We start from the raw sequence: 12,856 nt of genomic DNA on the forward strand, positions 1-12,856 counted from the left end.
ACTTTCATCTATTATTGTTTAGCAATCATGAATAATTGTCGACTGTTTACTAGTCATTTCATTGAATGTCTTATGTGAAGATAAATCCGCTCTCGGTTTTGATAGCTCTATCTTCACTCCTTGTTTAATCAACTCTGCAATTAATTTTTCGGACCGATCTTTAAATTGACCCATCAGTCATCGCTCCCTTCAATTTTTACCTCCATCACGTGCATTTCATCACAAACACGAGCAAAAGCTTGCATACAAGGGGAAAGTCACACGTAATATAACTTTCCAAAACACCAAAATTAATTTATGTACTAGCTCACCAACAATTCATATTCATCCTTTTTTACTTTACATATGACTAATAAGTCACGATTATATCTTACAACAAATGACTGGTCGGTTCAAATAATAAGCACTGGATAATTTCGTAATTTATTGTTGTTATGTTAATTATGGTCTTTATGAAACTTTGTTGCCATTGTCATCAAAGTAAATAAATTAGAAATAGTTTTTAACAGCTTGACAAACTCTAGTTGTTTAGGTGTTTACTTCTTAACGAAGTATAACAATCAATGTGAAAGGAGTAACTAATTTTGAATCCGTATAAAACTACTAATCCTCTTAGCTTTTCTTCTACAACACGATAACAGTTGCTTTAAATTTTTACAAACGTAATATTAGTGAAGTTTACTAAAAGGGAGTCAACATTTAACACTTGACTCCTTATCACTCTTGATTTTCCATTATTTTAATAATGATTTACATTCTCTACCAAGATAAAATTTATATGTAACAACATTTGTTTAGAAAGGAGAAAGCGATGTTTCAATATACTAAAATCTTCTTAGCTTTTGTACTTGTCATGTTAAGTGTTCCTATGCAGACTGTTTTTGCTCAAGACAAACCTGTTTCTGCGTATCTTCCAACTGATTTGGAGGAAGATTATTGGGCATACAATGAAATAAATCATTTTATTCAAGCCGACATTATTAACGGTTATTTAAATAACCAAGATGATATGGAAATAAGACCTAATGACAATGTTACCCGTTCACAATTTGTAAAAATACTCGTTAATGCAATGGGTTTACAAACTAACCTTCAGGGTAAAACATTTACTGATGTCACAACTGACGATTGGTTTTATGAATATGTAAATGTTGCAAGTAACCTTGGCATTGTTAATGGGAAGGAAGATGGCAGCTTTGCGCCGTATGAAAAAATCACAAGAGACCAACTAACAGCTATGATCGTACGTGCATTTGAAAGTACAATATCTTTTGAACAAAGCAACGAAAAATCGTTCACGGACGTTACAAACTCATACTGGGCGTATGATGTCATAGAAAAAGCAAGTGCACAAGGAATTGTTAAAGGGTACGATGATGAAACTTTCAAACCTAGGGACCATGCAACAAGAGCTCAATCAGTAGTAATGGTCTATAGAGCATTAAATCAAGAGCTAGCAAACGTACCGACTAATGATGAAATTACCTCGTTACTAAGATCATATATAGAGAATGAGAATGAATTATCGACAAACCAATCATTTAATGAGTTAGAGCAATTATATATAAATGACTCGCTCGGCTATTATCAAGCTCAAGGAATAGCGGCTGTTGAGAGCTATAAATCACTTGTTAAACAAATGAAAGAAGAAGTTGATGAATTTACAATAAGTGCGGACAACAATTTTTCTTTATCGGTAACAACATCAACTGATAGATACGTTACAGTACAAATCAAGGATTTGAACTATGAAATCAAGATTAAAAACAGTGATTTGGATTTGGATGTAACATCCACTAAAAATGCTGAAGGTAAGTACTACTTGAAAAAAGATATTCAAGAAGAAACATGGAAAATCTACGCTTTTTCCCCAAGTGCTGAGTAAGATAAATAAGACATTATTTAGTTAATTACAGAGAGTTATCCTGCTTTTGTATTAGTGATGTGCTTAAGTAGGATAACAACCTTTTTCAAATACCTCAATTGTATATTCCTCATCATTTCTTTAGTCACTAATATTTTTTCACATTTACAAAAAATCATTATTTTGTTGTTGTAAGTTTTGGAGAAAATAGGAAGAAGTGTGGTAAGATAATTATCAGATCACATTCTCTCAGTAATTTTAATTAAATTGATTATATTGGATGTTTTCTTATTAATTGTTGCTTTCCGTAATAAGAGCCAAATACGAATGTAACTAACGTTCGGTGCACCTTTCCTTCTCTAAAAACAATTACTCTAATGTAAGTGAAAAAAAGCAACATTGGATTCGAAAAGAGCCTTTACTTTACTCACTTTCTATTTCTTACATGCGTATAATATTATAAAAAAAGGTGGGAGGTTTATGTCTACCCTCGTATACGCCCATCGAGGAGCAAGTAAATTAGCTCCTGAAAACACGATGACTGCATTCATAACTGCAGAAGAGCTTGGTGCAGATGGGATTGAACTTGATGTTCAATTATCAAAAGATAATATCCCTGTGATTATTCACGATGAAACATTAAATAGGACGACAAACGGCGTTGGTTACGTAAAAGACTACACTGCAAAAGAATTGGAAGAGTTAGATGCGGGAAGCTGGTTTACGCCTTTGCATATGGGTGAAAAAATTCCAACTTTAGATAACTTTTTAAGCTGGTTTTCAACTACAAAAATGCTATTAAATCTGGAATTGAAAAATTCCCTCATCGAATATAAAGGCATTGAACAAATTGTTTGTGACATGTTAAAGGCATACAAAGTAGATGACCGAACAGTCATTTCTTCATTTAATCATCATAGTATTAAAAATGTTATGAAGATTGATCCTCAGCTAGATACAGCATTTTTAGTGTCCTCTAGATTACAAAAAGCATGGGAAAGTGCAAAAAATGCTGGCACAAGGAGTATTCATGTCAAGCATAACCTCTTAAGCAAGCAATTTGTTGACGAATGTCGTAAAGAAAATGTGACCCTTAGAACTTATACAGTCAATAGACCATTATCTATTCGTTTGTACTACAAATGGAAAGTTGATGGAATCATTACTGATGTTCCTAATACAGCTGTTAAAATTAGAAAAAAGATGTCCTCCTCCATTAAAAAGAGATTTCTTTTTTAATGGTTTTTTTATGTTTACTTCTAGTATCCAGACTGGAGTCGCATTGATTATAATTTTTCAGAAAACGTAATAGCCATATAGACACTTAGAGATTGTGCCTTCTTACTTTTTAGATATGTTCGTAAAATGTTACTTTTCGTTCTAAGATATAAGCACATATATCACTATCTACTGTTTTGATTATTGAGTTCTCTCTTAAAACTCATCATGCTATCCATTGTTAGTACAATAACAACAAAGTATTTGGAAAGAGCGCCAATATCCTAATGTATGGCTGTTGCATTGATTATTGTTTTTCGTATTAAGAAATCAACACGTTCAAAACTATTGTTCTTGGCATCTTTTCTTTTATACAGCGATGACTAACACAAAAAATCACCTTTAATGGTACTAATTTGGTAACAAAGACAACAAAGTTTACGAAAAGAGCCTTACAATCATCTTTCGTGTTATTTAATATATGAAATGATATACTATATTTAATTAATTTGGTTAGGAGGCGTGTAGGATGGAGTCAGCTCTATTTTCTCCGCACATTATAAAAAGTGTTACTTTAAAAAATAGAATTGTAATGTCTCCAATGTGTATGTATTCATGTTTTGAGGAAGATGGGAAAGTAACAAATTGGCATCTTACTCATTATACTAGCCGAGCCGTTGGACAAGTGGGTTTAGTCATGATTGAAGCAACCGCAGTGAAACCAGAAGGTAGGATATCTGCAAATGATTTAGGTATTTGGGATGCTGCTCACGTTGAAGGTCTCAAACAACTTACAAATCAATTACATATGAATGGCTCACATGCAGCTATTCAACTTGCACATGCAGGAAGAAAGTCTCAAGTTGAAGGGGTAATTTATGGACCATCAGCCATTGCTTTTGATCATAAAAGTCGCGTGCCTATTGAAATGACTAAAGCCGACATTGAAGATGTAATTCACGCATTTGCTTTGGCAGCTCGCCGAGCTAAAGAGGCTGGATTTGATATTATTGAAATCCATTCTGCTCACGGCTATTTATTAAATGAGTTTCTCTCTCCACTAACTAATAAACGGACCGATGAGTATGGTGGAAATTTAGAAAAACGTTATCGTTTTTTGAAAGAAGTAATTGATGCTGTCAAATCAGAATGGTCTGGACCATTATTTGTAAGAGTTTCAGCTAATGATTATGATAATCAAGGAAATTCTATTGAAGATTATGTTCAAATTGCTCAGATGATGAAAGCACAAGGCGTTGATTTAATTGATTGTAGCTCAGGCGCTGTAATTCCAACTAGATTTGATGTATTTCCTGGCTATCAAGTCCCTTATGCAGAAACCATTAAACGAAACGCTCATATCCAAACAGGTGCAGTTGGCTTAATTACAACTGGCATACAAGCAGAAGAAATTCTTAAAAATGGCCGTGCAGATTTAATTTTCATCGGTCGTGAATTATTACGCAACCCATATTGGCCTAAAACAGCTGCTCAAGAATTAGGGGTAACAGTTGAAGGTCCTGGCCAGTACAGCCGTGCATGGTAATCTATCCTATAACATTTTTATTTATAAGTTTATCAATATAACTAGATCCCTAATTTTGAGATTGGGATTATTAGAAATTCTGTATTAATCTTAACTATAGTGAGGGAACTATTGACTATTCCATAGTTCTCTCATCGTTTACGATGAGAGTTTCAATTTTTGAATGTATAATTAACAGACTCATAGTAATTGAGGTTCATGACATTATATTAGCCTCATCATCAAAAAGTTCTTTCTTAATGACAGGACTGTTGAACTAATATCCCATTTACAACCACCCCAAAAATTGTGCTTCTACAACCACCCTTTACAAACTATGCTATTTCATAATCTTTAATGGAATTTTTATTATATTCCTAGCAAACTCAAAGTCACCTCTTTTCAACCGAATAGTAAATCATCATTTATTAAAACGGAATGTAGCCTCTTTGTTTCATTAATAAAACAAATTTAACTTATATTTGTGTCATTATACATACTACTTTTTAACAATCAGTTTATACGTATAGTTGACATGAGGGAAGTTTAATCATATAATTATCTCGAATTAAGATATTATTAATTCGAGATAATTTCACAACCATTCTTTTGTGGAAGAAATTTAGAACCGCTGAATTCTGAATTGCTTACCAAAACTATATTTAAAGGGGGAATATAATATAGTCAATGAAATTGAAGCCAAAGAATTATAAATCGGATAAGGATAGGTCTCATGTTATATTCATTTAAAACTCAGGTTAGTGGCAATCGTGAAGTATTAATTTTCTATTTATTCTTACAATAATCACTGTATCTAATTAAAGTTCGAACCAATTTGTATTATAGGAGTGAAATAAATATGAGTGTAGAAAAAAAGCGGTATACCGGGGAATCCATTGACGTTACATTTTCCAAAGAAAGATGTATTCATGCTGCGAAATGTGTTAGAGGACTACCCAAAGTTTTCAACCTAAAAAAAAGACCGTGGATTAATGCAGATGGCGAAACTGTAGATAAAATAGTTGAAGTAATCGAAAGGTGTCCAAGTGGTGCTTTAGAGTATATTAGGAAAGATGGAGGTAAACAAGAAACACCAGCTAATGAGACAACCATCGAAGCTCCTTCCATTGGTCCTATCTATATAAAAGGGAACCTCTCGATAAAACACAAAGAATCTACAATTAAATGTACACGTGCAACTCTTTGTGGATGTGGTTCTTCTAAAAATAGTCCATTCTGTGATAATAGCCATGTAAATGAAAATTAAAAACTTAAGTTGGACAGCATAATTAAATGAGGTCAACTTAAAACCTATTGGAGGGGCATAATGAAAAATATATTAAGAGGAGTCAATCGATTTTATATCGAAAATGCAGATCAACTAATTGCAGAGATCACCTTTGTTAACTCAGGTACGGAGCGTTTAATAATTGACCATACTTTCGTATCAAACGAACTACGTGGTGAGGGAATTGGAGAAGCACTAGTAGATAAGGTAGTTAATCTAGCAAGAGAAGAAAACAAAAAAATTATCCCTTTATGTCCATTTGCTAAAAGCCAATTTGATAAGAAGCCAGATTATAGGGATGTTCTTGCACACTAATGTTTAATCCTTACATTAAAAGAAATAAACATCGTAATTTATCAAAGGATGTGTAACTACTAACTAACAATATTTAAATATATTTTGTATGTAAAAATATGATTAGACTGAGAGTTGATGAGGATGGAAGAAAAAAAGGTAACGTGGCTTGAATTATTTTATGACTTAGTTTTTGTAGCGGCTATATCAACTGCAACACACGTGCTTATCCATGTAGAAGAAGGTGTTATACACACAGAATATTTTGTTAAATTTATTATTATGATGATACCCATTTGGTGGGCATGGGTAGGTCAAACTTTATTCATTAACCGTTTCGGGAAAGATTTTGTTCATCAACGGTTGTATATGATTGTACAAATGTTCTTTGTTCTAATTATGACTTCTAGCTTATCGGTTGATTTTGATACCTATTACGTGCCATTCATGGTTGGTTATATCGGTTTAAGAGGACTAACAGCTATCCAATATATAATAGTACAACAGTATGAAACAATACATCATAAAAAGACTGCACAGTTTTTAGGTAAGTTTTTTTGGATTGGAATTATCGTATCTTTTTCTTCTATTTTTTTCGATTCATGGATTAGATATGTCATATTTTATTTAGGTATATTTGTGGATATATTAGTTCCTATCTTCGGGAGAAAATATTTAGTTAAAGCACCTATTAACATCGGACATCTATTAGAACGCTTTGGGCTTTTGACAATTATCTTGTTCGGTGAATTGATTATTAGCACCATTGTCGTCCTACAGCCTGAAAAAGGGGATTTGGAGTCCATCTCTTATGCTGTTATGTCATTTATAGTTATTATAGCGATGTGGTGGCAATATTTTGATAACTTAGATAAAAAAATAGACAAATCGATAAAGTCTGCAGGTCAATTGATTGTATATGGACACCTTATTATATTCATTACATTAAGTATGATTGCTGCTTCTATCAATTTGATTTATTTGCATGATTTAAACTATTTGTTTATGATCGGATTATTATTCTTTGCTGTCATTCTTTACTTTTTTGCAACAACATTGGTTTTTCATATGTATAGGTATGAACACCACCGCTTAAAAATTTATCATTTAGGATTATTCCTAGGTTTAATTTCAATCTTTTTTATTATAGACATCATGTTTGTAGTACCAAGGCTCATTCTTATGACGCAAATAGCAATATTCTTTTTAGTGTATGCTAAAGTAACAACAACCTAAAAAGTATCTAAAGGAGGAAGAAACCAATGGACACACAAAAAACAAAAATTCTAGGATTTGCAGGTAGTTTACGAAAAGAATCATACAATCGTGCCCTTCTCCAAGAAGCAATCAGGCTTTCACCTCAACAAATGGAAATCAATACATTCGACTTGTCTGATATCCCTATGTTTAACGAAGACCTTGAAAAGAATGAAGACCCTTCGATTGTCACTAAATTTAAAAAAACTATTCAAGAGTCCGACGCCCTCCTGATTGTAACTCCAGAATATAACGGAGCCGTTCCTGGTGTATTAAAAAATGCTCTGGATTGGGCTTCTAGAGGTGGAAAAGAAGCTCCTTTATTAAAAAAACCAATAGCAATTATGGGAGGAACTCCGGGACGAGCAGGTACTGCACAGGCTCAGGCTCAACTAAGACAAATCTTAACTTCAACACGTTCGTTAGTTATGGTGGAACCGCAAGTATTAATATCTGGAGTACACAGCTTATTTAATGAACAAGGTGAATTAGTAGATGAAAGAACTAGTCAATATATAGAAAGGCTCGTTCATTCTTTTGAAAATTGGATAAAAAATTTTAAGTAAACTTAAGGTCGTGAAAAAATCTCTACATGATTAAAGAGCACACGTACAAAAGTTTCTATCTAATTCGATAAAAGGTGTCTACAAATGATTAATAGTTTGTTTCACTCTCAGCTTTAAAGTATTTTTAACCCCGTCCTAGTTTAAGTCGGGGTTAAAATAGTTGATCCGCTTTTAGTAAACTTCTTCAGATATTATTGTTATTTGGAGGGGCTTCTTCTTATAATCTATTGCTTTTTCATCCATTTGGTACGATGAGAAATTATTTTATATGTAAATCATCATTATACAAAAGTAAAGAAGCATTATAATATGTATTTGGACTAATGAATACTTCATTTTTTTGTGAGTTCTTATTAATTTTATACCCTGTAATAAGAAAATGTAAGCCGACTAAAATTACTAGAACTTTTGAAATAATTAACCAAATCACGTAGTTTACCTCTCCTGATACTGCAATAATTATTAGTTATCTTTTAGTCATTCCCTAGTTTCGTGAAACCTTCCTATAGTTATTACTTTTGACTAAATAAAATCCCGTATTGTTTATCATACATAGCAGTCATTATTGAAATGGAGAGTTATCATATAGCCAAAATGTTGCTTTGTAGAAATAAATTTTTAACTCTTAGGTATTTATGATTCAAAATTTTTATGTATACTCATGTGTATCATTTTCAACCATTTTCGTATACAACTCCGCTCTACAAACAAATCAGGTGGAATAAAAATTCCCACCTGATTCCTCAATATCCAGTATACGTAAGTGTTATGGGATTGATTATTACTTTTCGTAATATGGTAATAACACATATTTAGCATTCGTAACATCTTTTATAAGCAAACTTTGCTGTTCTAAAGTAGGTAAAATAGGAACAAAGTTTTCAACAAGATTCAAATTTACTTACGATGAAACCTTGTTCTATCGCCACTTATTTTTTTCCACTTTTTCCGCTCAGCTATTCTAGCCTTGTTATCTGCTTTTCTTTCTAGATAAGCAAGCTCTTTTTTTATTTTTACAAAGCTGAGAAATCGACTTTGCTCTAGTACACCTTGATCAATCGCGGATAACACTGCACAACCAGGTTCAGACTGATGCTTACAATTTGTAAACCTACAATGCTCTGATAGTGCTTCTATGTCTTGAAAGCTTTGTGCCACACTATCCTCTGAATCCCATAATTGCAACTCTCTCATACCTGGGGTATCTATAATAATACCTCCTGTTGTGAGCACGATTAGTTCTCGGTGTGTTGTCGTATGCCTCCCTCGATCATCGCCCTCACGCACTTGTTGAACAGCTTGAACATCTTTGCCGTATAGTTTATTAGATAGCGTAGATTTTCCAGCACCTGAGGAGCCTAGCAACGCAACTGTTTGACCGTCTGTTAAATATTGTTGCAAGCTTTCAATCCCTGTATCCTCTTTAGCGCTAATGACATGGATCGGAACGCCAAATGCTATAGCTTCTACTCTTGCTAATTTTTCTTCAATGTCCGTACATAAATCACTTTTAGATAAAACGATGACGGGATTAGCGCCACTTTCCCATGTGAGCAAAATATACCTTTCTAACCTTCTTAAGTTGAAATCTTGATTCAACGCAGCTACTAAAAAGATTGAGTTTACATTTGTTGCAACTATTTGCTCTTCAGTAACTTCTCCTGCACTTTTTCTTGAAAACTTACTTTGCCTTGGCAACACCGCATGAATTAAAGCTCTATCTTCATTTTGTTGTGTTGTAATTACGACCCAGTCTCCAACAGCAGGAAAATCTTCTCTAGCAAGAGTATTGTAACGAAATTTTCCCGAAACCTCTCCTAATAGTTCTCCTTGCTCTGTGAATATTCGGTACATCCGCTTATGTTCTAATGCGACTCTTCCTACTGAGTATTCTGAGTTTTTGTATGGTAAAAATGCTTCTTCAAATTGTTTATTCCATCCTAAAGTTAATAAATTCAACGTTATTCCTCCGATATGTTTGAATGTTTTTTAAATTATTGTTAAAAAATTTTGTTGTCTTCTTTTTTCCAAAATCACAAAAAGACCATAGGCATACTACAGCCCATGGCTAAACATTCATATCATATCGTTTCTCACATTGAAAGCATATTGAAACTTATATAGCTATGTTTATGGGCTGTATTATGAAATATCCAGTTACGCTTTTAATTACAATTAATTTACTCATAATACAACCCTCCCCGTTCAAATAATGTATGTATAATATATCATTGCAAAATATAAATGTAAAGGTTTATTGTATAAATTTTCTTGTTATAGATTATTCTATACATAAATTAAGGAAACTCCTAATAGCTAAGGAGCTGTGAGTTAAAATGTCGGAGAATAACCGTTTCCATCCCATTCAACAATCAAGTCGTCAGCCATTATTTAAACAAACATGGGATGATCTCATATTTGCTCATTGGCCTGTATGTACACGTTCTTTAGAAAAGATCATTCCGTATCCATTAAAACTAGATTGTTACGAACACCAAGCATGGATAAGTATCGTATTTCTTTCGATGAGCGGCATGTATGTTAATGGCATCCCATTTTTATCGTTGTTCAAACCTTTTCAACAAATCAATGTAAGGACGTATGTTACATATCAAGGAATCCGAGGCGTCTTTTTTCTAAAGATTCATGCATCCAATTTCATCGCAAGCCGTCTTGCTGCTTTTTTTTACCATTTACCATATACTTATTCTATAATTACAACTGACAACGACCAAAATCGATACAGCTATATGTGCTCTCAAAAACAGCGTCAATTCTCACCACTACTTCATGCACATTTTACGATTGATGATGAAAGATTTACTCCGCACAATGCAGATTTAGTTAGCTTTTTAGTGAATCGTTATTGTTTGTTTACCGTCAACAAACATAACAACGTCTACCGTGGAGATCTTATACACGAACCTTGGCTGCTCCGAAAAGGCACTTGTACTTCCTTTGACAGTTCTTCTTTTTTTGATCAAAATCTTTCTATAATAACAGAACAACCCATCGTCCATTATTCATCTAAGAAAGATGCTTTATTATGGGGGTTAGTTAATAGCAATAACATATAACAGCTATGATGGGGCAAATACCACTTTATTAAAATTTAACTCTCCTATTAATTGCTTTTAGTTTTGATAATATTTTATCTCGCATTTCTAATGAGGAAAAGTAGACCGGGTCAATAATTTCTAATAATAACTCTTGCTTTTCTCGTGGATTCTTAACGTTATTTTTTATTATGTGCCTACATTCATATAAAAAGTCTAAATAATGACTATAGGTTTCATCGTATTGGTTCGTTAGTTCATCTCGAATTTTTTTTGCTAAATGAGGGCTAGCTCCATCAGTTGAAACAGAAATAGATAGTTTTCCTCTCCGTAATATACTAGGAACGGTAAAATTTCCCAAATGAGGCTGGTCTACAACATTTAAAAGTGTGTGACAATTTGTTGCATCAGCGACGGCTTTATTAACGGTTTCGTTGTCGGTTGCTGCAATAACTACAAACGCATTGTCTACATCACTAGGATCAAACGTTTTTTCTTTCCAAACCACCTGATGATTTGCTACATAGGTTTTCATTGTTTCGTTTATATTTGGGCTTATAACGACTACATTAGCACCTGCGCCGATTAAGTGCTTAACTTTTCGAGATGCAACCTTACCACCACCAACAACTACCGCATTTCTGTTTTCCAGCTGAACTATTATTGGAAAGCTACTCATCTTATTTCTCCTTATAACGTGTTATAACAATGCTTCTGTACGCTCTTTAATGATATCTCCTAAATATTTATGATAACCTAGATAATTGCATAAAATATATTCTTTTTCATTGGATGCTATGCTCTTAATTGTGTGCTCCATTGATTTCATTAGTATACCAGTAAACAATAAATATGGAAGTACAAGGACTTTGTTAAATTGGGAACATATTGTTTGCTGTAACATATCCTCAAAAGAAGGCTCTGCTGCTGCTAAAAAACAAGTATCAACTGATCCTGCTCCTGATTGCTCAAGTAAGAGCTTCGCAATCGTCCGTAAATCTCGAGGCGCATCAGGATCACTACTACCCCTACCAACGAGCAATATTAACGTATCTCCATCAATTACTGTTGTTTTCTCATGTAATCTCTCGAGCATAATATCAATGATTTTGTCATGAACACCTATAGGTTGACCATATTTAATAACTATGTCAGGAAAATGAGTGCTAGCTTTAGCTAATTCGTTTGGTATATCTTTTTTTGCATGGTGGGCAGTAAGTAACAAAATCGGAACAACAATAATTTCAGTAGCACCTCGCTCAACACAATTGTTAATTCCTTCAGCAATTGTTGGTGATGCCAGCTCTAAAAAACAATGTTCTTGAATGGGGATTGAAATTAGTTGCTTCATCTCGTTTATAAAAGAAACAGCTTGAAGTTTAGCTTCCTCAACCCTACTACCATGCCCTATATAGAGAATAGCTTTCACTTTCATCCCCTCCTCGTATTATTGTAAGTGAATAATAAAAATACGAATATGTAAACATGTATCTAATCCGTTGATCGCATCTTTTCTGAAATATAGTAATGGGTTAGTATCTTCAATACAATGCAACAAAGATAATGAAAAGATCCTAACAATATTATATGTTATACTAAGACTATTTTCACATTGCTTGTTGATTTTCGTAATAAGAAATAAACCAAGCGTTTTTGGCATCTTTTTCATTTAAAATGAGGTTTGTGTTTAGCAACCGTATAACAACAAAGTTAACTGAAGGCTGTTTTCGCAATGATTGTTACTTTTCGTTCTAAGTATTACGCACGTATACATAGCCTTCGGCGCAT

General features: G+C 33.4%; 13 protein-coding genes. 8 read left to right on the forward strand and 5 right to left on the reverse strand.

Annotated features, from left to right (window positions below; translation table 11 throughout):
- Positions 1-18: 18 nt before the first annotated feature.
- On the reverse strand, positions 19-174 hold the full coding sequence (locus SLH52_RS11490; RefSeq protein WP_320209416.1) for a hypothetical protein: 156 nt from the start codon (positions 172-174) through the stop codon (positions 19-21).
- A gap of 637 nt (positions 175-811) precedes the next feature.
- Between SLH52_RS11490 and SLH52_RS11495 the strand changes: the two genes are divergently transcribed.
- The 7 genes from SLH52_RS11495 to SLH52_RS11525 all read left to right on the forward strand — a co-directional run bounded on the left by SLH52_RS11495 (position 812) and on the right by SLH52_RS11525 (position 8,012).
- A complete protein-coding gene (locus tag SLH52_RS11495; protein ID WP_320209417.1) occupies positions 812-1,885 on the forward strand; it encodes an S-layer homology domain-containing protein in 1,074 nt (357 codons plus the stop codon).
- Between the two features lie 459 nt (positions 1,886-2,344).
- Complete coding sequence (locus SLH52_RS11500; RefSeq protein WP_320209418.1) at positions 2,345-3,103, forward strand: glycerophosphodiester phosphodiesterase; 759 nt, start codon at positions 2,345-2,347, stop codon at positions 3,101-3,103.
- Between the two features lie 508 nt (positions 3,104-3,611).
- Complete coding sequence (gene namA, locus SLH52_RS11505) at positions 3,612-4,628, forward strand: NADPH dehydrogenase NamA (RefSeq protein WP_320209419.1); 1,017 nt, start codon at positions 3,612-3,614, stop codon at positions 4,626-4,628.
- An 838-nt stretch (positions 4,629-5,466) separates the two neighbouring features.
- Positions 5,467-5,874, forward strand: coding sequence for a (4Fe-4S)-binding protein (locus tag SLH52_RS11510; RefSeq protein ID WP_320209420.1), 408 nt, complete (start codon positions 5,467-5,469; stop codon positions 5,872-5,874).
- Positions 5,875-5,934: 60 nt separating this feature from the next.
- Positions 5,935-6,210 carry a GNAT family N-acetyltransferase gene (locus SLH52_RS11515; protein WP_320209421.1) on the forward strand — a complete coding sequence of 92 codons (276 nt, stop codon included), beginning with the start codon at positions 5,935-5,937 and terminating at the stop codon, positions 6,208-6,210.
- Positions 6,211-6,333: 123 nt separating this feature from the next.
- Positions 6,334-7,425 carry a low temperature requirement protein A gene (locus SLH52_RS11520; protein ID WP_320209422.1) on the forward strand — a complete coding sequence of 364 codons (1,092 nt, stop codon included), beginning with the start codon at positions 6,334-6,336 and terminating at the stop codon, positions 7,423-7,425.
- Positions 7,426-7,451: 26 nt separating this feature from the next.
- Entirely contained in the window at positions 7,452-8,012 is a 561-nt protein-coding gene (locus tag SLH52_RS11525; protein WP_320209423.1) for an NADPH-dependent FMN reductase, read from the forward strand.
- 259 nt (positions 8,013-8,271) lie between these two features.
- Here SLH52_RS11525 and SLH52_RS11530 read toward each other — a convergent pair whose 3' ends face one another.
- A complete protein-coding gene (locus tag SLH52_RS11530; protein ID WP_320209424.1) occupies positions 8,272-8,442 on the reverse strand; it encodes a hypothetical protein in 171 nt (56 codons plus the stop codon).
- Between the two features lie 467 nt (positions 8,443-8,909).
- The gene (rsgA, locus tag SLH52_RS11535; RefSeq protein ID WP_320209425.1) at positions 8,910-9,971 is read right to left on the reverse strand and encodes a ribosome small subunit-dependent GTPase A; all 1,062 of its coding nucleotides are present in this window, start codon (positions 9,969-9,971) and stop codon (positions 8,910-8,912) included.
- A 377-nt stretch (positions 9,972-10,348) separates the two neighbouring features.
- Here rsgA and SLH52_RS11540 point away from each other — a divergent pair, with 377 nt between their 5' ends.
- Positions 10,349-11,089 carry a DUF2071 domain-containing protein gene (locus SLH52_RS11540; protein WP_320209426.1) on the forward strand — a complete coding sequence of 247 codons (741 nt, stop codon included), beginning with the start codon at positions 10,349-10,351 and terminating at the stop codon, positions 11,087-11,089.
- A gap of 28 nt (positions 11,090-11,117) precedes the next feature.
- Here SLH52_RS11540 and SLH52_RS11545 read toward each other — a convergent pair whose 3' ends face one another.
- A complete protein-coding gene (locus SLH52_RS11545; protein WP_320209427.1) occupies positions 11,118-11,747 on the reverse strand; it encodes an NAD(P)-binding protein in 630 nt (209 codons plus the stop codon).
- Between the two features lie 21 nt (positions 11,748-11,768).
- On the reverse strand, positions 11,769-12,503 hold the full coding sequence (locus SLH52_RS11550) for a sirohydrochlorin chelatase (RefSeq protein WP_320209428.1): 735 nt from the start codon (positions 12,501-12,503) through the stop codon (positions 11,769-11,771).
- Positions 12,504-12,856: the final 353 nt, after the last annotated feature.

The organism is Cytobacillus sp. IB215665, from assembly GCF_033963835.1.
Taxonomy (GTDB): domain Bacteria; phylum Bacillota; class Bacilli; order Bacillales; family SM2101; genus Nanhaiella.

Bases quoted from the DNA above. Each gene is read 5' to 3' on its own strand.
- SLH52_RS11490 (WP_320209416.1), bottom strand. From the start codon at position 174: ATGGGTCAATTTAAAGATCGGTCCGAAAAATTAATTGCAGAGTTGATT.
- SLH52_RS11495 (WP_320209417.1), top strand. From the start codon at position 812: ATGTTTCAATATACTAAAATCTTCTTAGCTTTTGTACTTGTCATGTTA.
- SLH52_RS11500 (WP_320209418.1), top strand. From the start codon at position 2,345: ATGTCTACCCTCGTATACGCCCATCGAGGAGCAAGTAAATTAGCTCCT.
- namA (WP_320209419.1), top strand. From the start codon at position 3,612: ATGGAGTCAGCTCTATTTTCTCCGCACATTATAAAAAGTGTTACTTTA.
- SLH52_RS11510 (WP_320209420.1), top strand. From the start codon at position 5,467: ATGAGTGTAGAAAAAAAGCGGTATACCGGGGAATCCATTGACGTTACA.
- SLH52_RS11515 (WP_320209421.1), top strand. From the start codon at position 5,935: ATGAAAAATATATTAAGAGGAGTCAATCGATTTTATATCGAAAATGCA.
- SLH52_RS11520 (WP_320209422.1), top strand. From the start codon at position 6,334: ATGGAAGAAAAAAAGGTAACGTGGCTTGAATTATTTTATGACTTAGTT.
- SLH52_RS11525 (WP_320209423.1), top strand. From the start codon at position 7,452: ATGGACACACAAAAAACAAAAATTCTAGGATTTGCAGGTAGTTTACGA.
- SLH52_RS11540 (WP_320209426.1), top strand. From the start codon at position 10,349: ATGTCGGAGAATAACCGTTTCCATCCCATTCAACAATCAAGTCGTCAG.
- SLH52_RS11545 (WP_320209427.1), bottom strand. From the start codon at position 11,747: ATGAGTAGCTTTCCAATAATAGTTCAGCTGGAAAACAGAAATGCGGTA.
- SLH52_RS11550 (WP_320209428.1), bottom strand. From the start codon at position 12,503: ATGAAAGTGAAAGCTATTCTCTATATAGGGCATGGTAGTAGGGTTGAG.